Source organism: Curtobacterium sp. BNK-1, assembly GCF_048685235.1.
Lineage (GTDB): Bacteria > Pseudomonadota > Gammaproteobacteria > Enterobacterales > Enterobacteriaceae > Pantoea > Pantoea agglomerans.
The window spans coordinates 339,110-359,708 of the sequence record NZ_JBLQTJ010000004.1 but is presented as its reverse complement, the minus strand read 5'-3'; the positions used below and the strand labels follow the sequence as shown (position 1 = coordinate 359,708).

Here is a 20,599-nt window from a genome sequence, read left to right as displayed (position 1 = left end):
TTGCTCAGGGGATCGGGAAGCACTCAGTGAAAAGGTTGTTACTCACCACTCAATCCGTTAACCCGAAGGAAGATTTGAAAACTTAGCCCCCATTCCGGATTTGGTTAACGCCAGTCGCGCTGCCTTATGCTGGATTTTAACCCCCTGTCAGGAAGGAAAAGAGAAATGAACAAAGGTTATTTAATCGCTCACGTGACCGTATCGGACCCTGTCGCATACGCTGACTATGCCAGAGCTGCAGGCGAAGCCATGCAGGCGTTTAATCCGAAGATCGTTGCCTGGTCAGGGCAGTATGAAAATCTGGAGGGAGAGGCGCATGAACGGCATGTGGTATTTGAGTTCGAATCTTTTGCCGAAGCCAAAGGTTTTTATGAAAGCCCTGCGTATCAGGCTGCCAGGCTGTTGCGTGCAGGGGCTGCGCACGGGACGTTTGTGCTGGTTGAAGGGGCCAGCCTTTAAACACTTCACCGTCATGTGCCGATGCAGACTCCAGCGAACCTGGGGCCTGCAGGATGTCACCAGTATGCTCACTGGTGCCGGGATTTACCCGAGAAAGTGACAAGGTATATTCTGGTAATTGACGCTACCTGACCACCGTGCCGGTTAGGTAACGTGCAACAGGCAAGGGGGTGGCTGCGTCTGACTTTATGACTTCCGCAGATCGCTTCCATCCCCCTCTGCTTTCATTAAAGCTGCACGGATGAGGTTTTTCGTACAGACACTCACTTTCGGGGCAGGCGCAGGCCAAAGATATTGTGCCCGTTCTCATGCCGGTAGTAAGCACTTCCGCCATGTAAAGCGGCGATGGCGCGTACCAGCGACAGTCCCAGCCCGCTTCCGGCCGTATGACGGACGTTATCGCCCCGCCAGAAGCGTTCAAATAATTTTTCAGGCTCCTCCAGCGCTTCGCCCGCGTTCGACACTTCAATCTCTACGTAGTCAGCGTGATGACAGGTACTGACCTGAATCGTCCCTTTTTCTGGCGAATAACGAATGGCGTTGATCAGCAGGTTACTCATCGCACGCTGGAACAGCATTTTATCTGCGGTGAGGCTGCCTGCGGCGCTCAGCTCAATGGCCCTCTCCTGCTCTTCCGCAACCGGTTCAAGAAAGTCGATCAGCGCTTCCAGCGCATCCTGCAGCAGGAAGTCCTGTTTATTGAGTCTGATATTGTGGTGCGTGGCGCGAGCCAGGAAGAGAATGTTTTCAGTGAGACGCGACAGACTCTCAAGCTCTTCAATGTTGCCTTCGAGCAGCGTCTGATATTCAGCGGCTGAACGTTCATGACCCAGCGCGACCTGATTCTGGCCCAGTAGCACATTAATGGGCGTGCGGATTTCGTGGGCCAGATCGTCGGCAAACTGGGTCAGACGGATAAAGTCCGTGGATAAGCGCTGACGCATAGCGTTAAGCGCATTGCCAATCGGTAGGAGCTCCTGCGGGATAGCCTGAAGCGGCACGGCCTGATTTAACCGGTCACTGGCCGTTTCTGCCACGATCTTACTTAACCGGCCGATCGCCCTTAGCCCTCTGCGAATCAACAGCGGACTGACTGCGGCGCACAGCAATATGGCCGCCAGTGAAACCAGAATGCTTTGCTGGCGATAACGCTCCAGCATCAGTGCTCGCTCCCGCGCGACCCGGGCAAGCGTAATGGTTACCGGCCCGAGCGAGGAGTTTGCCTGCAGGCTTAACGCCGACGCTTCCGTCTTATCCGCATTGATCCAGCGGTGCAGCTGTTTCTCACTGGGTGGCGTGCTGACCGGCGTGGGCGAGATCGCGGGCAACGTTATCCCGGTATGATTAATACTGACGTTTTGCTCATGCTGCGAGCGGATGCTGAGAATGTCCTGATGGATATCGACCATCCGATTGAAGTAAAGCGGCAGCGAGCTGGGATGGGCACCATCTTCAAGCAGTTGTCTTAACTGCGCCGCCCGGTTAATCAATGTTTGATCGTCCCGCCAGACCAGTTCACTGCGTAACGCTTTATACAGAATCAGGCTGATGCCGCCACAGGCCATCGCCATGATCAGCGTAAAAATCGCCGTCAGCCGCAGCGTCAGAGAAGGGCTAGTCACCCTCGCCTCCTTTTTCTGACAGGCAATATCCCATGCCCCTTACCGTAGTGATGAGCTTTTTAGGAAAGGGGTCGTCGACTTTACGGCGCAGGCGGCGGATAGCAACATCGACGATATTGGTTTCACTGTCGAAATTAACGCCCCATATTTCGCTGGCCAGCAGCGTCCGCGGCAGAATCTCACCGTGACGGCTGGCGAGCAGCCCTAACAGCATGAACTCTTTGCGCGTCAGTGCAAGAGTGACACCGTCACGCAGAACCTGAAAGCGCGCTGAGTCCAGCACCAGATCGCCCACCCGTAGTACGCTACTGTGCGGCTGCTGCTGCCGGAGCTGATTTCTTACCCGAGCCAGCAACTCTGCAAAAGAGAACGGCTTAACCAGGTAATCATTGGCCCCCAGTTCCAGCCCTTTCACCCGATCATCCACCGAGTCTCTGGCAGTCAGGCAAATTACCGGAATCTGACTGGCGGTACGCAGGGTTTTCAGCACCTGCCACCCATCCATCCCCGGCAGCATAATATCCAGTATCACCAGGCTGTAGGGATGTGACAGCCCCAGATGCAGGCCATCCCGGCCGTCTGCGGCGTAATCCACGATATAGCCCGCTTCTTCCAGCCCCTTACGCACCCAGGCGCTCGCCTTCTGGTTATCTTCAATCAGTAATAGTTTCATCGGCGCAGTTTGCCATGAAATTTATGACCGCCACAGTGTTTCAGCCACAGAAGACAATATGGTCATCTTTCTGACAGGCAGAACGAACAACCGTACAGGTATAACAGCGGGGTGATTAACACCGGAGTATTAAAAAATGAAAAAGAGTCTCACTGCCCTGGCCCTCACTACGCTGCTTGCCGTTCCCGCGGTCACCTTCGCGGCCAGTAAAAATCCGCTGAGCGTTCACGTGCTGAACCAGCAGACCGGGCTGCCGGCCTCAGAGGTTGAGGTAATGCTTGAGCAGAAACATGGAGAAAGCTGGAAAGTACTGAATACCGCCAATACTAATCAGCAGGGTCGGATTGATGCCCTTTGGCCAGCAAAGCCCTTTGAGGCGGGTGATTATCGGGTGATTTTTAAAACCGGTCACTATTTTGCGGCACATCAACAGCAGAGTTTCTTCCCCGAAATCCCGGTGGAGTTCCATATCACCAATACCACGACCACCTATCACATTCCGTTGCTGCTGAGCCAGTACGGATATTCCACCTATCGCGGGAGCTGAAATAAATGAAACGTTTACTGCTGGCATTGATGCTGACTACCGGACCTGCCGTGGCGCTCGCTGCTGAGCCAGCCTCCGTCTATGACATGACGCAGGCGCTGAGTAATCAACTGGCAACGGAGGCCTTGTCCGCCTGCCATAATATGAATCGTCAAGGCGTAGTCGCCGTGGTAGATCGGGGTGGAAATCTGGTCACGCTGATGCGGGATGACAACGTGGGGCCGCACAACACTCAGGCGGCATGGCGTAAAGCGTTTACTGCGCTCTCCACCAAAACGCCAACCAGACAACTGACCATAAAGGCGCAATCCTCACCGGAAAGCGTCAACCTGAATACGGTTAATGAGCTATTGCTGCTTGGCGGCGGCGTGCCGGTGCAATATCGCGGCCAGTGGATCGGCGCTATCGGCATGGCGGGCACCGGCGGCGCGGAATCCGACGATCAATGTGGGACCGAAGCGATTAACAAAGTGCTGGGTAACAGCAAGCAACCGTAATCATGATGAACGCGCGGCGGGTATATTCCTGCCATACATGGGGAATAAACTGTTCCCCATGTTGTTTAGATAAGTCGCCGCCAGAACGGCTGCTTTGTGCCAGAAGCGGACATTGTATATTTGAATACTGCGATAAATTTTTGATAATTATGCATATGCATTAAAAAGACAATTATCGGAGTGGCCTGTTAACAGTTCTTATGCAGATTACGATAGCCTCCTGGCGTTCTTCCGGTATGACGTTTGAAGGCCAGAGAAAAAGAGGGAACAGATTTATATCCGGTTAATCTGGCTATCTCAGTAATACTTAAGTGATGCTTTCTGAGTTCAGCGCATGCCAGCTCCATTCGCCATGACGTCAGATAATTCCCGGGCGTTGAACCGGTAAGCTGATGAAACCTACTGGCGAACGCACTGCGGGACATAGCCGATTTTGCAGACAGACTTGCCAGCGTCCAGTCTGCAGATGGAGAAGAATGTATCAGTGTCAGTGCGGGTCCTATTTTCCTGTCACCGAGGGCATTCAGCCAGGATGTCCCTTTCTGATTAATCTCTAAGTATTCCCTCAGCATCTGCACCAGAACAAGTATTGCCATGCTACTGGCCACAATGTCGTGTCCGGGACGAAGCGCTGATGTTTCATGCGAAAGCAAAGTGATAAGGGCGGTGAGTGCAGGAGAAGAACTTTCCTCTCGTCGTGAAACCAGCACCTGAGGCAGATGTTTTAAAAGCAGCGGGCTGGAAGCCTCCTCAAATACGAATCTCCCCCCAATCCCCTCACTGATAAGTTCTCCCTGTCCGTAGCGGACCACACCATCCGCTTCACGGTGAGAAGAGAATATCTGCCGTCCGTCACTTACCATCAATGCCGGACTTGAGCCACAGCAGTAAGCGTCACCCGAAGTCAGAAGATAGAAGTCCCCTTTTTCAAGCAGCAGAGGCTGCATTCCGTCCATCCAAAGCCAGAATTTCCCCTCAAGCACAGTGCCGAACTTAATGTGTTTATAAGAGGGAAACCGCATTGCCCAGGGGCCACGTGCTTCCATACGGGCCGTAAGGATGGCCTCTGCCTTCAGAAGTGAAAGAATATCAGACAACGGATCCATAACTTCCTGGACGAATGAATAATAAAAAAGGGATTTCTATAATAAAAGAAAGCGTTTGTCTGCGTCATTATCATTTGAAACTTAACGGAGAAAACAAAATGAAATACGCAGAACTGGGTAAAACTGGGATTTATGTTTCACGCATTTGTCTCGGGACGATGACATTTGGCGGGGCGGATAATGCCGCCGGTAATGCCATCGGCCGCCTGACGGGCAAAGAGGCGGACATTATCGTTGGTGAGGCGCTGGACGCCGGCATCAATTTTATTGATACCGCGGATATCTACGGTATGGGGGGCTCTGAAAGCGTGCTGGGCGAAGTGCTGGCACAGCGACGCAGTCAGGTTTTTCTTGCAACAAAAGCGCACAGCAGAATGAATGCGGGCGCAAACGATGCAGGGCAGTCGCGCTATCACCTTATGCAGGCGCTGGAAGCCAGCCTTAAAAGGCTTAAGACCGATCACATTGACCTTTATCAGGTCCACAATTTTGATACCGTAACACCGATTGAAGAGGTTCTGCGGACACTGGACGACATGGTGCGTCAGGGCAAGGTTCGCTATATAGGCTGTTCGAATTATGCCGGCTGGCAGATTGCCAAAGCTTTGGGTATTTCAGGTGAACATAAGCTGGAGAAATTTGCCAGCGTACAGTCTTTTTATTCACTGGCCTGCCGCGACATTGAACATGAACTCCTTCCGGCAATTAAGGATAGCCAAACCGGACTGTTATGCTGGAGCCCTCTTGCAGGAGGCCTGCTTTCAGGCAAATTTGACCGCAGTGGTAGTCATGAGGCCTCTGCAAGACGCGCAAAAATTGAATTTCCACCCGTTGATAAAAGCCTGGCATGGGACATCGTGGATGTTCTCAAAACAATTTCTGAAAAACACCGCACTACTCCTGCCAGCATCGCAATAGCCTGGCTGCTGTCTTCTAAGCAGGTGACGAGCGTCATAGCGGGTGTGCGCAATGTGCATCAGCTCAGAGATAACCTTAGCGCGCTGTCTGTTAATCTCAGCGAGGAGGAAAAAGAAATGCTGGACAAGGTCAGTCATCCGGGTACACGTTATCCCGGATGGATTCAGTCATATAATGCCGCGAGCCGCTATCCGGCAGGCTTTCCTGATACCGGGCCTAACTGGATATTAGGTGAATCCCCTGTTTAACACGGGCTCAGAGCTATAAAAATAACTAAGCTTTTAATAACTTTGCTGAGTCCGGGTTCCTGACGGGCTCTGCTGACTCAGGCAGTGAACATTATGGTTAGCATCTATTGCTGTTAACATCTTCAATTTAACTCACTCATGCTGTTAGTTCCTTACGCCGGCTGAAAACTTTCGTAGAGAGTAAAATTTTATCCTATCAAACTATTATTAAGTATAATCTAATATAAAAGCTGATTGACATGGTAAGGCTGAATATTAATGTTTTTCATATGCATCTATTTGTTGCATGAAAAAAGGGTCTATATTTAAATCGCGTTAAAAATCCAGAGTAAATAATACTTTAAATATTGCCATTATTTATTGTGGCAAATAATTCTACTCATTGTTTAATGATATGATTCTGTTAAAAATTAAATGCCATTTTGGTCAAACTTAGAGTCGGCTGATTTGTTCGTAAGGAATGCGATGTCTCGCAGCGTTGCTTTTGAAAAAGTTCTATAAGTTCAAGTTAATTTTTATGCGAGTAAGTTTTATGTATTTCTTAAAGTAGAGTTTTGTTGGAGTGTTACTCTTAATTTTAAGTGAAATTTATTTGTCTTTTATGTGAAAAGAATATAAATTGAAGTTAAGATTGTAACGCTGGCAGTGTTATAGATTACTTACTATAGTTTGATAGTGACGAAACCTGTTAAAGTAAATACGATAAAATATGAAAAAATTAACTATTACTGAGTTTGCAAAGAAAATAGGTGTAGGTGTTGCAACAGTTGATCGGGTGCTTAATGATCGGGGTGGAGTATCGCCGGCCATGGAGAATCTAATACTCAAGGCCGCCCGTGATGCGGGACTTAAGCGTATTCTGCCGGAAAAGCATAGACCCTCCTGGCAGCTTGAGGTCCTGTTGAGCAGTAATAAATCTTTTTTTTTCGAACAGCTTGCTAAAGATTTTTCCATGCTGGCGGATAACTTAGGCTATCGCAGAATAACACTTCATAAAACTTTATTCTCTGAAGCTTCTCCGGAAAAAATGGCAAAACACATTGAAGCCAGCAGTAAAAAAATGGACGCTTTGATTATATTTGCACATGAGAGCCCACTTATTTATGAAATGCTGACCCTGTGTAAATCTCGCGGTGTCCCGGTAATAACCCTTGTGGCAGATTTACCAGGATCTGATAGATTGTGCCACGTAGGAATTGATCAATATAGCGCAGGCCGTACATCAGGCTTTGTACTTGGTGGTATGCTACCATCACATGGGGACGTGGTGATAATTAGCGGCCGTACGCAATACGCAGTCCATCGTCAGCGTGTCGATGGCTTTATTTCAGTAATGCAGAAATTTTATCCTAAAATCAATGTGCGCGAACCTATTTACAGTCAGGATGAACGGGAGCTTATCAGTCTTTTATTAAACCGAACCCTTGCATCTGATAAAGATATTGTCGGAATTTATAATACAGGCATGGGTAACACTCAGGTTAGTGAGATTTTGAATGATTATAATCTTAGAGGTAAAGTAGTTTACGTCACTCATGAACTTTACAATACAACACGGCAATTACTCGAACAACGAGTGCTGACATTGACCATAGATCAAAATACGTTGAGGCATGCTCAGCTGGCAATAACACTGGCGCTACATTATCTTGAAATGGGTGAGCAGCCTGATGAATATAAGTCAGGAAAGGTTGATTTTATGCTGTACACTCCTGAAAATTATAGGTGATATAAAATTGGTTACGATTGATTCAGAATAATGGCCCCCTCATTAGTACTCTTAATCTTCCGCTGGTTGGTAAAACCCCTATAACTCTGAATGTCGGACCGCAACGAGCTGTCGCAGATACAATATGTTGTAGTTTTCTAAGCTACTATCGATACTACACATAGTAGATTCAAGATAAGCGGCAAGCCAACACCAGGCCAGGGATTCAGGAGTTTTCAGCCACTGCACGTCTTCGGCCCCCTGCGGTTTTTTTTTGCCTAAAGCGGGTTATTTATCCTGCAGATACCGTGGGATCCGTCCGGAACGCTGCCCGAGATACGCTTGCTATCTTGCCGATGCCTTTTATCATTAAGCTCAAACGGCGGCTGCTCCGACCGGCCACGATAAGAGCAAAAGCCACTGAATACCTCTTTGAACCGCCTGCACGGCGGTTTTTTTATTCTTCTCTCGGCGTTACGTGATCGGCAGCACATGGTTTGTGCCGTTCGCTTTTTTTTTAGCAAGGCTTACAGGTGACAGCGTTCGCTGAACGCCGGATTTTCCGGGATGCATAACCTTTTCTCCCCGGCTGCTTCCGCAGCTGACCCACTCAGATGGCGGTTTTTTGCCTGTCGCCTGCATGTGCGATAGGTATGTTATGTCTATTTTGGCAAAACTACACTGTCATCGTACATTTGACGGCCGCTTTTCGCTCAAAGCGGACCTTGCAGCACGTATGTCCGCTTTGTGCCAAAGTTACGTAAGGAAGGAATTAAGCCATCCCGTAGGATGGCTTATGAGATACTGTTACTGAGATGACAGACCTCAGAAATGCGCCGACAGCACGCCGTTTACAGACATATAAAAGAAGCACTTAACGGAAATTTTAACCAGCGTTTGTGCGGAACACGCTAACAGCGTCCCTCAGATTAGCGGCTCGACTTGCAAGTTCATCAGCAGACGATGCTGACTCTTCAACGAGCACGGCATTCTGCTGTGTGACCTGATCCATCTGAGTAACGGCAATATTTATCTGCGATACCCCTGCACTTTGCTCTTCTGAAGAAGATGAAATTTCTCTCACCAGCTGTGCTGTCTGTTCAATCGCATCCATACTCTCCTTCACTTTTTCACCTGCATCCCGGGCCATCGAAATGCCCTGCTCAGCATTCTCCACAGACTTTTCGATCAGTCCTTTAATTTCTTTCGCCGCGCCAGCCGAGCGCTGTGCCAGCGACCTGACTTCCGCCGCAACAACGGCAAAGCCTTTACCGTGCTCACCGGCCCGGGCAGCTTCAACAGCCGCGTTTAACGCGAGAATATTCGTCTGAAACGCAATCCCATCAATGACAGAAATGATTTCCTTAATCTGCCCTGCACTGCTGCTGATTTTTTCCATGGAACCCAGCACTGATTCCATTGCCTGACCGCCACGCAATGCCGCGCTGGTAGCCGAGCTGGCCATTTCTGCAGCATGGCGGGTGTTTTCAGCATTGTTGCCGATGATCGAAGAGAGCTGTTCCATACTGGCGGCTGTTTCAGCCAGTGATGCAGCCTGTTCTTCCGTCCTCGCAGAAAGATCGCCGTTACCGCGGGCAATCTCCTCAGATGAGGTGGCAATGGTGACGGCATTAGATTTAATGTTTTCTACCGTCACCGTCAGGCGCTGACTCATCTGCAGTAATGCCTTAAGCAGACCGGCTGTTTCATTGCGTCCTGTCACGGAAAAAGATGCTGTCAGATCGCCTTCTGCTACTTCAAGCGCAAGCTTTGACGCGGTACCGATAGGTCGTGTAACAGAACGGATAATGATCAATGCGAAAAAGACAGAAAGCAGGACCATAAAGAGAAGAACGCTCAGCAAACCATACTGTGCATTCCGGTGGTCCGTAATCTGCTGGTTCAGCATGTCATTCAGTTCATTACCGCCCGCAATCGCGTAGGTGCTGAATCTGTTAATCGCGCTGGTAAAAATTGCGGCATAGTCCTGAGGATTCTGATTCGTCATACTGCGGCTAATAAATAACGCCCCTGCAGTTTTCAGGGCATTTTGGGCTTCCTGCACGGCCGCGTCTGCATCGGCACTGAATTTCTGCTTCAGCCCTGTATCAGACGAAAAAAGCTTCTCTGAGTCCTGAGCAAACATATCCAGATTATAGGCACCCGTGCTGATTAATGATTCCATACGGACAGAGTCAGCCTCACTAACGGCTTCTTTCCTGGCAAGCAGTGAAGTCCCGAACGCACGAATTTTACCCAGACTTTCGGTAAGCTCAGGCAATGATGAGAAATTGCTGATAATCAGGCGGTACGTACTGATATCTGAATCAAGCGACAAACCGTAAAAATCCAGCACGTCGCGGTTTGTGTTAAGAAGTTTGCGGATGAGTTGCGCATGTGCGTCAAGACTGGTCGTTTGATTCAGTTTCGAAGCATCAATGTCCTGCTGCAGCGCGTCCCACTGTGCACGCACCCCATTGATTTTTTCGATTAAACCCGCACTGCCTTCTGTCTGCGCCATCTCTTTCTTGATGGCATCGGTGATAGTAACAATGTCATCTCTAACACTTAGACGCGATGAGGTGGCAGGATTTTTTTGCGCAATAGCGAGGGCTGTTTCAGCGCGATGGCGCTGTATCAGATTCAACAGGGCAAGGATTTTGTTTTCAGCAGGCACTCCTGTTACTTCTTTCCGCTTGTCCTGAATATATTTATTACCTTCTGACACAAAAAGCACGGTAGGAACTGAAAAAAGAACAAGGCAAAACAAGCCCAGAATTGCAAACTTAGCGGTAAGATTAATATTGTTAAGAATATTACTCATTTTTACACCCTGCTGAATTAATTTTTATAAGAACACAAATAATGCAGATTAAAAGCATCTTAATCATCATTATCGGTTAACTATTCATTAACTTTATAGCAGGCGTAAGAAAGAGAATATTTAGGTTGAATCGCAACAAGGTCTAACCTGTTACCCAGTAATTAGACAATACTGATGTTAACAATTACCTCATAAGAGGTAGGAAAGATTGTTAATATCAACTTCTCTCTTAACGAATTTTATACATGATTCATGTCCACTTTGTGCCAGGAGCGGACGTTCATGATTTTAAGATAAGCATAAAAGTGCATACGATTTCAGAAAGCATTAACTGCCTGGTACAGATTACAGAGACAGGCCGGACTCACCAATAAAATCGACAAAGCAGCGTATTCTCGGTGAGAGATACCGGCTGGCTGGCCAGAGTGCCGAGAAAACCCCCTGCCTGGTACAGCTACCTGGCAATACCTCTTTCAGTTGCCCCGTGTTCAAAGATTCGCGAACGACAAAACCGGGCACATAGCAAATCCCCATACCTGACAGGCTCAGGCGAACAGAAGCCTCTATATTATTTACGGTCAGTACAGGGGCTGTCCTCAAGTCAGTACCCGGGCACATACCGCGCAGTTCCCAGGGCTGGAGCAGCCCCGTTGAGGGAAAACGAAAAGAAATGCACCTGTGCATTGTTAAATCCGCTGGCGAGCCGGGTACGCCATATTCATTCAAATAGGAAGGGCTGGCGCAGAGCACAAAACGAAAATCACCAACCTTTTTAGATTTCAGTCGGGAGTCCGTCAGTTCACCGCTTCGTATGGCTACATCAAATCCTTCATCAATGATGTTTACCAGCCGGTCGCTGAAATCGAGATCGAGTTCTACATGAGGATAACGGCGGGAAAAGTCCGGCAGAAGAGGAAGGAGCAACCTGTAGCCAATGACAGGAAGTGAAACCCTGAGCTTCCCGGCAGGCTGCGCTAAGCTGCTCGTCAGTTCTGACTCCGCCTCCTGTAATTGCTCAAGGATATGCTGGCAGCGGATTAATAAAGCAGCACCCTCCGCTGTCAGACTCACGTTTCTTGTACTGCGGTTTAAGAGACGTACGCCCAGTTTATGCTCAAGTCTGGCGACATTCTTCCCGACTGCTGAGGCAGAAATCCCAAGCAACCTTGCGGCCTGTACAAAACTCAGCGTCTCCGCTGTCCGGACAAACGAAGTAAGAGAGGTCAGACTGTCCATTGATTATAAACTTAATGTCCGTTAAGAAGAGATTTTCAGTGTATTTATTCACTCTGATGTCTGCAATAACATTGCTGAAGTTTGTTAACCCATCCGCTTTTCGAGAACATAAGGTCACCCAATGGCAACTTCAGCCAGAACACCCAGTCCATATGCCAGGGATATGGCAGCCTTTTCTGTCTATCTGGCGGCTATATTGCTGCCGTTAAGCTTTACCGGTGGTGTAATCTCCACGCCGGCAATACAACAGGCTCTTGGCGGCTCGCCTGCCGCGCTGTCATGGCTGACGAATGGATTTATGCTGACTTTCGGCAGTTTTTTGTTGTCAGCCGGTGTTGCTGCGGATGTTACTGGCAGAAAGCGCATTTTTACCGCAGGCTCAGCCCTGTTTTGCCTGAGCAGCGTTATGATCTGCCTGACACAGGATATCTTTATGGCTGGGTTGTTCAGGTCACTGCAGGGTCTTGCGGCGGCCTTGATATTGGCCAGCGGCAGCGCCGCACTGGCCCGTCTCTATGAAGGTCCGGACAGGACACGGGCCTTCAGCGTACTTGGCACTATGTTTGGCGTGGGCCTGGCGTTCGGCCCTGTGTTGATGGGTTTCATTACGGATGCTTTGGGCTGGAGATGGTTGTATGCCATGTTAGCTCTGCTTTCAGGCATTGTACTTTTGACCGGTGCTGCGTTTCTGCCAGCATCAGAAGAGAGCGGACATCAGAAACCAGACGGCACAGGATTAATCATGTTTACTGCAGCCCTGATGTTATTTACATCAGCGGTAATGCTTATACCTGCCTTTGGGTTTTTATCGTTTCCCACACTCGCCCTTTTCATTTCCGCCATGCTGCTTTTCAGCGGGTTTGTAGTGCGTTGCCTGGGGGTTGAAAATCCTGTTCTGGATATCTCTCTGCTGCTGCGCCCGCGCTTTGCCGGCGTTCTGCTACTGCCGATAGCAACATGCTATTGCTATGTTGTGCTGCTGATTATTATTCCGCTGCATTTTATGGGCGGTGACGGGATGAGTGAGTCCCGGAGCGCTTTTTATCTTATGGCGCTGACGTCTCCAATGCTGGTTTTCCCGTCCATTGCGGCACTGCTGACAAGGTGGTTTTCTCCGGGAACCGTTTCAGCTGCGGGACTTATTATTGCATCAGTCGGGCTGCTTTTCCTCGGATACGCACTACCGGGTAACAGCAGTAATTTTCTTGTGCTTTCACTGATTATGACGGGTACCGGCGCTGCGCTTCCATGGGGACTGATGGATGGTCTGGCACTTTCAGCTGTATCTGTGGAGAAAGCGGGCATGGCCGCAGGCCTCTTTAATACCGTTCGCGTTGCCGGAGAAGGGATCGCTCTGGCGATGGCGTCAGCATTTTTAACAGAAATGAATGATTTGAATCTGAAAAACACCGTTCACGAGTATGCGCCAGAGGTCATTCACCAGGCTGCCGCATGGCTGGGGGGCGGCAGTACTGAGCAGGCCGCTGCGATGTTACCCGGTATTTCACGATTATTGCTTCAGGACAGTTATGACACTGCGTATACGTTTCTTTTTAGAGTTCTGGCTGCTGTCACGCTGATTTGCGCGCTGATGGTCTGGATCACGCTGGGTCGGCAGAGGCAAGGCTGTGCTGCAGGCAATACGCTGGCCAGAGATGAGTGAAAAATCCTAAACCCGTTGTGATTAAGGGGCCGTTCTTTGCTCAGCGGGTTATGGAGAATAATGCAGTGTGTCGTAAAAAATATTTCCTCAAATGTGTATTATGAGGCGCTGCACGGCGGGGTCTTTAAAAAAGATATTCTCTTTGGCTACTGGTAAGAACGCTTTATTAAATTATTTATTTTAAATTTTGAGACATATTGATGCCGGTAATATGAAAGCCATTCTTCTGATACAGTGCTTTGGCTGAGGCATTATTCGGAGCTACCCTAAGTCCGACCTCATCGATGTTCATTATTTTTAGCAATCTTTTCATTTCGCATAAGGCCAGACCACCGAATCCACGGCCGCGCCAGTCAGGATAAATGTAGAAATCACTTATCCAGGCTGATGACCCGGTGATCGACAGCCAGAGGATGCCAATAACGTCCTCTGGTTCATCAGGCTGTTGGATACACCACAGCTGATTAGCCGGGGTCACAACTCCCTTTGTTAACACTGTATCAATAGATTCTATGGCTTTGATTCGTGCTTTTTCGGAAAGATATCCGCGATTGTTTTGCAGATCCTGCGAATATTCATGGATGAAAAGAGAACGATAATTTACGAATTCTTCTTCATTCATATTCCTGAGAGTAATCACACTGTCTTCCTGATGAGGTAGTTATGTGTTGAAGATATCACCTGGAAACTGTTTTTCAAGCTTCTCTGTTAAGGAATGTTTTCTCTGCACGTTTGAATCACCACTGAGAATGGTGATATTTCAGAATAGCGAGTAAACGGCACTTACTGATTATTGCTAAGCTCCGCTCCTCGCTCAAAACGCATTTAACCAGCTTCAGCAGTTAACCCGCCCCTTTGCCATCACACTCAGCCAGCAGGCCCGGAACGCTGTACGGTCCGGGGATCTTAAGATGCTCGATTGAGGTGTCCTGACATCTTAAATGTCACTGAAATTATATGCTTTGCGTTCCTTCAGCTGATGACGAGACTCTGACCCGGAATGCAATAACCAGCGCAGCAGTGAGCATGATACAGGCAGCTGTAATGAATACCCCCGTCACCCCGTTGAGGCCATATATCAGGCCACCTATTGCTGCACCCGCGGCAATGGAGGATTGAACGGCGGCGACCACCATACCCCCTGCGCTCTCGGCCTCATCAGGAAGAGTCCGGGCGACCCAACCTGACCACGCCACCGGTATGCCACCAAATGCCAGCCCCCACAGCATGACCAGCGCCGTAAGCCCGGCGATTGATAACGGCAGAGTGATCATACCCAGTGCCGCAGCTCCCACCAGAGCAGGCATAATAATCAGCGTAAAACGCAGGCTGCGTTCCATCAGCCACCCTGCCGACAGTGTCCCGATAAAGTTAGCAACGCCAAACACCAGAAGTATTAACGCCAGCCCTTTTGCATCTATGTGTGCGAGTCCTTCCAGCGCAGGCCGTATATAGGTAAACAGCGCATACTGGCCGGTGTGTGCAAGCACGCACCCCAGCATGCCCACGCTCACGCCCGGCCTCTGGAGCAGAGAAAATACGGATGCCGTCCTGGTCCTGACTACCGGCGGCATTCCGGGCAGCGTCAGCCACTGAAAAATAAAAGAGAGTGCGCCAACCGCAGCAGCGGCAATAAACGCGCTACGCCAGCCAGACATCTCGCCCATATAACTTCCCAGCGGTACGGCAACAACAGTACCTACCGCGATTCCACTAAAAATGATCGACAGCGCCCGCGGTACCAGCCTCTCCGGCACTAACCTCATCGCTACCGCCGCTGCCATACTCCAGAATCCACCCAACGCGATACCCAGCAGGATGCGCATTGCCAGCAGCATGACAATACCTGAAGAGAGCGCCACGAGCAGATTTGAGAAGATCATAAGGGCGGTAAAGCTCAACAACACGACGCGCCGGTCCAGCGCACGCGTTAATCGCGGTATCAGTAATCCGGCAAATAACGCAATCACCGCCGTCACTGTTACGGCCTGTCCTGCAAGAGATTCTGACACACCCAAATCCCGTGCAATAGGCGTTAATAAGCTGGCAGGCAGGTACTCTGCGGTGAGCAGGCCAAAAACACCCATGGTTAACGAAAAAACCGCAAGCCAGGCTGGCTGGATTTTCTCATCTCTTTGCACTCTTTCTTTGTGAACCCTGATAGAAGTTTCATCCGTCATTTCTAAGTCTCCTGGAAAGTCGTTTCAGGAGAAGAAGTCTATTCAGGCGCAGCTGGATGATCTATGCTCTAAACCCCTCACTTTTTTACCCAAAACCCGAACAGGCATATGACTTCATCCTTCGCTCTGTCATCAGAACTCATCAGCGAGCTGCTTTCCGGCCTGCGGCTATACGGCGTGCGATATCAGCGTATCCAGACGGGAGATACGTTTGGCCTGAACTTCGCAAGCAGGCCCGGTCATGCTTATCTGCACTACGTCGCTGTGGGGGAGATGGTGCTCCATAGTGCAAACGGCGAAGTTCTTACGCTTTCAGCCGGAGAGGCTGTATTTCTTCCCCACGGCGAACGGCATCAACTTTTGTCGGCAACAGCCGCCGACGTGCTGGATATCGACAATATTGAAACGGCACCACTGGATGAAAAAGTGAGTGGGATTGATACCTGCCCGAGTACTCAGGAAACGCCAGGCGCTGTGCTGTTTTTTGGTTGCATGAAAATTGATCTGGGAAGCATGCAGCGGCTGGCGGATGTGCTGCCTGAAATTATGCATGCCGATGCAAAGGGGATTCAGTGGCCGGGACTCATGCATATACTTGATGCGATGAAGCGTGAGATATGCTCCGGACGCGTGGGTTATGCAGGTATTCTCGCCAGGCTTGCCGATGTGGCTGGAGCGATGTTTATCAGAGGATGGGTGGAAGACGGTTGCGGCAATAGCCCTGGCCTGGCTGCAGCACTGCGCGATCCGCGTCTGGCTCAGGCCATCCTGGCGATTCATCGCGAACCGGGCCGGGACTGGAGCGTGGCAGAACTCGCCGCCGAATCGCATATATCCCGCTCCGCATTCGCCGAAAGGTTTCAGACCACTATCGGCGTCCCACCGCTACGGTATGCAACAGAAGTAAAGATGCATCTCGCTGTCCGCTGGCTGTCGTCAGAAAATATTACCGTCGACACCGCATCGCAACGGTTAGGATACTCCTCTCAGGCTGCTTTCAGCCGGGCTTTTAAGCGTGTTACGGGCAAGTCTCCAGGCGCGGTTCGTTTGCTTAGCTAATGGGTTTTATCCTTAGCGGGGATAGCAATAATCGCTACGTAGTTTTACTTCCTTTGTGCTCCAGGAAGTGCAGAACAAAATGAATCACATTAAAAACAGTGTCCGCTACTGGCATATAGCGGTCATCAGCCCGATGACAGTCCACTTTGTGACAGGAGCAGACGTCAGTTCCAATTAATATAGTCAGCGCAATGCCTTTGAGAAACAGATAGCTTCTGTCCTGCCTATATATGGGCCGTAATTCTCAATAGGGACATAACCATTTTTCATGTAGAAATTTACAGCACGATAGTTGATGTGGCGGGTTTCCAGCCTAACTTCGATATATCCCATCTCTTTTGCTGATTTTTCAAGGAAAGTGAGTAAAGCACCACCAATCCCTGACTCACTTCGGTCTGAAAACATTCTTTTAAGCTCGGCTATATTTTGGGTAAATGGCCGTATAGCACCGCATCCCACAGCTTTGCCTTGAGAATTCTTTGCTAATGCCCATAAAGCTTTGTCATCACCCATTGCTTGGGTGGTGAAATTGCTTTTGCCGTTATCACCAGTAATAGCGGCAAGTTCTGCTGATAGCATTTCGATTAAACGATGGGATTCTGAAGAGAATGGATCTGATTTTTCTACTTTTATCATGGTTATACCCTGCAGGATGAGTGTGACCAACATAAAGCATCCTGCTAAAAAAAGCATCAGCTCAAAACGGGTAAAGGGATATCACTTATTCAAACCATCCCTGGGGTCATGGCTGCTCCTCACTCATAGCGTACATAAATCTGAACTTAGTCTGGCCCGCCTCATTGCTGTTGCCAGAAATTAATACAAAGGTAATACAGCTTGAACGTTAAACTGGAAGGCATACGGACATGATAGCAGTTTAAATTGCTCATCGGCCGAATAGGTGACAGCAATTTGTCGAAGCATTTTAATCATAACATGGCTGCAAAGATATGAGGTTCACAATCAAGATAATATAGTAAACAGGGACTTTTAAAACACAATTAATTTAAAAGCCATCCTATACTAATGCTTAAAGCATCAGCGGAAAAAATATTAGTTTTTTTTGCAGTTTCTCATTTTATAAAAGAAGCCGGAATGCGCATTTTCGATGATAAAACGATCATCGTAATTAGGACGTCTTACGAAGGTTATTCCGTTAACAGTAGCCTGCTGTTTAATACCACCCATGACACTTTCAAGCGCTGGGGATGTTACCTCATTACCCAGCATTTTCACTTTGTAGTTACTTCCATTGTCTTCAACGACAGCAGCTTTTGGCAAAAGCTGCGTCTCTGTATGAGAGCTGGTTATCCGGACATCACATAAATATGTCCCCAAGCCTAAATCTTCAGCTGCGGAACATAAACCGGAAAAACACAAAGCAATCATACAATAAACAAATTTATTCATATCTGTCTTCCAGGACTTTGGATCGTTAAAAAATCGTTATCAGCAAAATATTTTGTGACTTGAGGAGTTGGTGATGTCATACGTGTATAGAGCTGATTTATGGATATTAATTTTTGTTGTGGGTAAGGTTAGATGAGCCGGGTGCTATGTTGGATGCAATGGTAACAGTCAGTCATTAAGAACGGAACGTCCGCTCCTTGCTCATAGCGGACACTCACCACATGTATCTTCTTTTTATGTTGCGATCCTTAATATCCTGGCCTGATAAGAACGGCTTTCAGCTCTAATGCAACATAACATCTGTGACCAGCATGCCGCGATTCAACCCGTTCCCCTGCAGAAGAGGCCGGGGTTATGTCACAGGAGTCGGCAGAGGCCGGGCGGGAAATGGATCGTTGGGTGGTGCCGGATAAACTGCCATCACTCAGGCTGACACTATGCGATGTCTTTTAAGGAAGATCGGGATTTACTGGTGCCGGTAAAAACGACTGATATGACTTCACCGGCTTTGCAGTTCAGGCCTGGCAACCCGGTGTCTCAGCATTGCCTTGCTGTCTGCTTAGTCTGTATGCATGAAGTCGCCGGGGTCATCAACCTCCGGCAAACCACGTTAACTGCATAGGGATAACTATTTAGCTCCACTCATTCCGGGAGAACCATCATGTCCTCCCTCATTCCCGCCACTGCCACCCTGCCCGCCGACGCCGCCAGGATCCGCATCGCCTCCGTTTCCGCCATTACCTGATCCGTCACCATTACCGCCGTTCCCTCCATTTCCTCCGTTTTCACCACCATTACCGCCGTCGCCGCCATTTCCGTTGCTGCCAGAACCAGCATTCCCTCCGTCTCCCCCGTTTCCGTCACCGCCACCGTCACCACCGTCGCCACCGTCGCCGTCTGCCCATGCCGCAGTGCTGAATATTCCGGCCGCCAGAGAAGAGGTTACCGTGAGTACGACCATGAAAGGTCTCAGTAATGCTGAGGTGAGAATAATGAGATATACAGCTTTCATGAGAAGGTTTTTCATATCATCCTCTGCGCTATGACTTATATGCCGCCGCCGCTATCACCGCTATCACCGTCATCACCACCATCACCACCATCACCACCATCACCACCGGATGAGTTGTTCCCGCTTCCTCCGTTGCCACCATCCCCTCCATCGGCTCCGTTAGTGCCGCCATTTCCGCCATCTCCGCCATTTGAGTTGGAGCCTGTACCAGCATTACCGCCGTTACCGCCATCCCCTCCGTTTTCGCCCGGACCACCGTCCCCGCCGTTTCCACCATCAGAAATCAGTGATAAGGAATCAGGAAAAGGAATCGGGGAGGCCGGAGAGGCATAACCGTAGTGTGTAAAAATCACCAGTATCAGAGTGGAGCACCTTAGTAGGGTACGGTATCGTTTACAGATGTTCTGACTGGTCATTGTTACCTCCATCACCGCCAGCACCTCCGGGCGCATTGTCAGTTGAACCACCATCACCCCCGTTGCCACCATTGGCGCTACCCTGTCCATTTTTATGATGTTTGTGGTGTTTATGGTAGGGTTCAGTCGCGGCGCCTGCCCCATTTCCCCCATTTCCGCCGTTACCACCTGTAGCAGAACCGTTACCGCCGTTACCTCCGTTCAGACAGCCTGTACCGGGCACGCCGTCTTTACCACTTTCTCCATCAGGCGAACTGCCGTTCCCATCTTGTCCGTTCAGGCTCTCACAGGCAGACAGCTGAATAGCGTCCTGCGGGAGTGTCTGACTGAATACCGGCAGGGAAAGGAGCAGCCCTGCAGATAGTGGAAAAAAAATCAGCGTGTTGTGTAGCTTTGACATAGAAGTTTCATCCTTTAATTAATGGCCGCCTTCATGAGGCGACCATTTTTAGTTAGATTCTGCAGCCTGATTACGCACCGCCGCCATCACCACCACCACCACCGCTATCACCACCATCACCGCCGCCGTCACCGTCTCCGGAACCATTACCGTTAGCGGAGCCGTTGCCAGTGCCGTTATCATTACCGCTGCCATTCCCGTTACCGCTGGCGCTGTTATTTCCTCCATCGCCGCCAGGGCCACCAGGAGAATTAGAACCAGAACCCCCGTTGCCGCCGTCACCTCCATTAGCATCGCCGACAAGTAAGAAGGTCTGTGGGGAGTGATTCGTAAACGGTTGGTTATGTAACGGTGCAGCGACTGCAAGTCGCGCCGCAGAGAGAACAAAAACAGCCAAAGCAAGCGTTAATTTTTTATGTCTCATAATCCATCCTTAAAGATAATAAATACATGAGATAATCGCTGGCCCACCCCATAGCTAATGAGCTATTTCATTAAAAGTAAATTATCTAAAAAATAAAAACTATGGAGTGTAATGAAACGTTTTCGTTGTTTTAGAATGTTTTCGTTTAATTTTAAAAAAAATTTTCGGGGATGCTATTTTTTAACTAACTAGTTAAT

The 20,599-nt window shown here is 49.3% G+C and carries 20 protein-coding genes; 7 read left to right on the top strand and 13 right to left on the bottom strand.

What is annotated here, in order from left to right; all coding sequences use genetic code 11:
* Positions 1-126 precede the first annotated feature (126 nt).
* A complete protein-coding gene (locus ACMGGP_RS22145) occupies positions 127-459 on the top strand; it encodes a DUF1330 domain-containing protein (protein ID WP_498798915.1) in 333 nt (110 codons plus the stop codon).
* 263 nt (positions 460-722) lie between these two features.
* Here ACMGGP_RS22145 and ACMGGP_RS22140 read toward each other — a convergent pair whose 3' ends face one another.
* The gene (locus tag ACMGGP_RS22140) at positions 723-2,081 is read right to left on the bottom strand and encodes a heavy metal sensor histidine kinase (protein WP_187506821.1); all 1,359 of its coding nucleotides are present in this window, start codon (positions 2,079-2,081) and stop codon (positions 723-725) included.
* On the bottom strand, positions 2,074-2,754 hold the full coding sequence (gene hprR / locus ACMGGP_RS22135; protein WP_187506822.1) for a response regulator transcription factor HprR: 681 nt from the start codon (positions 2,752-2,754) through the stop codon (positions 2,074-2,076). Before hprR ends, ACMGGP_RS22140 begins: the two co-directional genes overlap by 8 nt.
* A 136-nt stretch (positions 2,755-2,890) precedes the next feature.
* Between hprR and uraH the strand changes: the two genes are divergently transcribed.
* On the top strand, positions 2,891-3,301 hold the full coding sequence (gene uraH / locus ACMGGP_RS22130; protein ID WP_010670296.1) for a hydroxyisourate hydrolase: 411 nt from the start codon (positions 2,891-2,893) through the stop codon (positions 3,299-3,301).
* Between the two features lie 5 nt (positions 3,302-3,306).
* Complete coding sequence (locus ACMGGP_RS22125; RefSeq protein WP_010247306.1) at positions 3,307-3,798, top strand: GlcG/HbpS family heme-binding protein; 492 nt, start codon at positions 3,307-3,309, stop codon at positions 3,796-3,798.
* Between the two features lie 188 nt (positions 3,799-3,986).
* Here the strand turns inward: ACMGGP_RS22125 and ACMGGP_RS22120 are convergent, their stop codons facing one another.
* Positions 3,987-4,904 (bottom strand): AraC family transcriptional regulator, encoded by a 918-nt coding sequence (locus tag ACMGGP_RS22120; RefSeq protein WP_010670295.1) that lies wholly within the window; start codon positions 4,902-4,904, stop codon positions 3,987-3,989.
* A 14-nt stretch (positions 4,905-4,918) separates the two neighbouring features.
* Between ACMGGP_RS22120 and ACMGGP_RS22115 the strand changes: the two genes are divergently transcribed.
* Entirely contained in the window at positions 4,919-6,070 is a 1,152-nt protein-coding gene (locus ACMGGP_RS22115) for an aldo/keto reductase (protein ID WP_262419640.1), read from the top strand.
* Between the two features lie 709 nt (positions 6,071-6,779).
* On the top strand, positions 6,780-7,799 hold the full coding sequence (locus tag ACMGGP_RS22110) for a LacI family DNA-binding transcriptional regulator (RefSeq protein ID WP_033760284.1): 1,020 nt from the start codon (positions 6,780-6,782) through the stop codon (positions 7,797-7,799).
* Between the two features lie 865 nt (positions 7,800-8,664).
* On the opposite strand, the gene ACMGGP_RS22105 is transcribed toward ACMGGP_RS22110, so the two are convergent.
* Together ACMGGP_RS22105 and ACMGGP_RS22100 are read right to left on the bottom strand one after the other, a co-directional pair.
* Positions 8,665-10,602 carry a methyl-accepting chemotaxis protein gene (locus tag ACMGGP_RS22105; RefSeq protein WP_498798914.1) on the bottom strand — a complete coding sequence of 646 codons (1,938 nt, stop codon included), beginning with the start codon at positions 10,600-10,602 and terminating at the stop codon, positions 8,665-8,667.
* A gap of 345 nt (positions 10,603-10,947) precedes the next feature.
* Positions 10,948-11,838, bottom strand: a complete 891-nt coding sequence (locus tag ACMGGP_RS22100; protein WP_498798913.1) for a LysR family transcriptional regulator — start codon at positions 11,836-11,838, stop codon at positions 10,948-10,950.
* Positions 11,839-11,959: 121 nt separating this feature from the next.
* Between ACMGGP_RS22100 and ACMGGP_RS22095 the strand changes: the two genes are divergently transcribed.
* On the top strand, positions 11,960-13,501 hold the full coding sequence (locus ACMGGP_RS22095) for an MFS transporter (protein WP_498798912.1): 1,542 nt from the start codon (positions 11,960-11,962) through the stop codon (positions 13,499-13,501).
* A 175-nt stretch (positions 13,502-13,676) separates the two neighbouring features.
* On the opposite strand, the gene ACMGGP_RS22090 is transcribed toward ACMGGP_RS22095, so the two are convergent.
* Positions 13,677-14,123, bottom strand: coding sequence for a GNAT family N-acetyltransferase (locus ACMGGP_RS22090; protein ID WP_157353375.1), 447 nt, complete (start codon positions 14,121-14,123; stop codon positions 13,677-13,679).
* A gap of 331 nt (positions 14,124-14,454) precedes the next feature.
* The gene (locus ACMGGP_RS22085) at positions 14,455-15,681 is read right to left on the bottom strand and encodes an MFS transporter (RefSeq protein WP_187494873.1); all 1,227 of its coding nucleotides are present in this window, start codon (positions 15,679-15,681) and stop codon (positions 14,455-14,457) included.
* Between the two features lie 108 nt (positions 15,682-15,789).
* Between ACMGGP_RS22085 and ACMGGP_RS22080 the strand changes: the two genes are divergently transcribed.
* Positions 15,790-16,740, top strand: coding sequence for an AraC family transcriptional regulator (locus tag ACMGGP_RS22080; protein WP_031592446.1), 951 nt, complete (start codon positions 15,790-15,792; stop codon positions 16,738-16,740).
* A 183-nt stretch (positions 16,741-16,923) separates the two neighbouring features.
* Here ACMGGP_RS22080 and ACMGGP_RS22075 read toward each other — a convergent pair whose 3' ends face one another.
* From ACMGGP_RS22075 to ACMGGP_RS22050, 6 genes are all read right to left on the bottom strand, one after another.
* Positions 16,924-17,409 carry a GNAT family N-acetyltransferase gene (locus tag ACMGGP_RS22075; RefSeq protein WP_045140149.1) on the bottom strand — a complete coding sequence of 162 codons (486 nt, stop codon included), beginning with the start codon at positions 17,407-17,409 and terminating at the stop codon, positions 16,924-16,926.
* A 384-nt stretch (positions 17,410-17,793) separates the two neighbouring features.
* A complete protein-coding gene (locus tag ACMGGP_RS22070) occupies positions 17,794-18,150 on the bottom strand; it encodes a hypothetical protein (RefSeq protein ID WP_010670287.1) in 357 nt (118 codons plus the stop codon).
* 642 nt (positions 18,151-18,792) lie between these two features.
* Positions 18,793-19,038 (bottom strand): hypothetical protein, encoded by a 246-nt coding sequence (locus ACMGGP_RS22065; RefSeq protein ID WP_498798911.1) that lies wholly within the window; start codon positions 19,036-19,038, stop codon positions 18,793-18,795.
* A gap of 152 nt (positions 19,039-19,190) precedes the next feature.
* Positions 19,191-19,439, bottom strand: coding sequence for a hypothetical protein (locus ACMGGP_RS22060; RefSeq protein ID WP_010670286.1), 249 nt, complete (start codon positions 19,437-19,439; stop codon positions 19,191-19,193).
* A gap of 116 nt (positions 19,440-19,555) precedes the next feature.
* Positions 19,556-19,978 carry a hypothetical protein gene (locus tag ACMGGP_RS22055; protein ID WP_498798910.1) on the bottom strand — a complete coding sequence of 141 codons (423 nt, stop codon included), beginning with the start codon at positions 19,976-19,978 and terminating at the stop codon, positions 19,556-19,558.
* 48 nt (positions 19,979-20,026) lie between these two features.
* Entirely contained in the window at positions 20,027-20,173 is a 147-nt protein-coding gene (locus ACMGGP_RS22050; RefSeq protein WP_498798909.1) for a hypothetical protein, read from the bottom strand.
* Positions 20,174-20,599: the final 426 nt, after the last annotated feature.

What these genes read in the sequence shown, in the direction of transcription:
- ACMGGP_RS22145 (WP_498798915.1), top strand. Translation starts at nt 127, where the DNA reads ATGCTGGATTTTAACCCCCTGTCAGGAAGGAAAAGAGAAATGAACAAA.
- hprR (WP_187506822.1), bottom strand. Translation starts at nt 2,754, where the DNA reads ATGAAACTATTACTGATTGAAGATAACCAGAAGGCGAGCGCCTGGGTG.
- uraH (WP_010670296.1), top strand. Translation starts at nt 2,891, where the DNA reads ATGAAAAAGAGTCTCACTGCCCTGGCCCTCACTACGCTGCTTGCCGTT.
- ACMGGP_RS22125 (WP_010247306.1), top strand. Translation starts at nt 3,307, where the DNA reads ATGAAACGTTTACTGCTGGCATTGATGCTGACTACCGGACCTGCCGTG.
- ACMGGP_RS22120 (WP_010670295.1), bottom strand. Translation starts at nt 4,904, where the DNA reads ATGGATCCGTTGTCTGATATTCTTTCACTTCTGAAGGCAGAGGCCATC.
- ACMGGP_RS22115 (WP_262419640.1), top strand. Translation starts at nt 4,919, where the DNA reads ATGAATAATAAAAAAGGGATTTCTATAATAAAAGAAAGCGTTTGTCTG.
- ACMGGP_RS22110 (WP_033760284.1), top strand. Translation starts at nt 6,780, where the DNA reads ATGAAAAAATTAACTATTACTGAGTTTGCAAAGAAAATAGGTGTAGGT.
- ACMGGP_RS22105 (WP_498798914.1), bottom strand. Translation starts at nt 10,602, where the DNA reads ATGAGTAATATTCTTAACAATATTAATCTTACCGCTAAGTTTGCAATT.
- ACMGGP_RS22100 (WP_498798913.1), bottom strand. Translation starts at nt 11,838, where the DNA reads ATGGACAGTCTGACCTCTCTTACTTCGTTTGTCCGGACAGCGGAGACG.
- ACMGGP_RS22095 (WP_498798912.1), top strand. Translation starts at nt 11,960, where the DNA reads ATGGCAACTTCAGCCAGAACACCCAGTCCATATGCCAGGGATATGGCA.
- ACMGGP_RS22090 (WP_157353375.1), bottom strand. Translation starts at nt 14,123, where the DNA reads ATGAATGAAGAAGAATTCGTAAATTATCGTTCTCTTTTCATCCATGAA.
- ACMGGP_RS22085 (WP_187494873.1), bottom strand. Translation starts at nt 15,681, where the DNA reads ATGACGGATGAAACTTCTATCAGGGTTCACAAAGAAAGAGTGCAAAGA.
- ACMGGP_RS22080 (WP_031592446.1), top strand. Translation starts at nt 15,790, where the DNA reads ATGACTTCATCCTTCGCTCTGTCATCAGAACTCATCAGCGAGCTGCTT.
- ACMGGP_RS22075 (WP_045140149.1), bottom strand. Translation starts at nt 17,409, where the DNA reads ATGTTGGTCACACTCATCCTGCAGGGTATAACCATGATAAAAGTAGAA.
- ACMGGP_RS22070 (WP_010670287.1), bottom strand. Translation starts at nt 18,150, where the DNA reads ATGAATAAATTTGTTTATTGTATGATTGCTTTGTGTTTTTCCGGTTTA.
- ACMGGP_RS22060 (WP_010670286.1), bottom strand. Translation starts at nt 19,439, where the DNA reads ATGGTGGAAACGGCGGGGACGGTGGTCCGGGCGAAAACGGAGGGGATG.
- ACMGGP_RS22055 (WP_498798910.1), bottom strand. Translation starts at nt 19,978, where the DNA reads ATGTCAAAGCTACACAACACGCTGATTTTTTTTCCACTATCTGCAGGG.
- ACMGGP_RS22050 (WP_498798909.1), bottom strand. Translation starts at nt 20,173, where the DNA reads ATGGCAGCGGTAATGATAACGGCACTGGCAACGGCTCCGCTAACGGTA.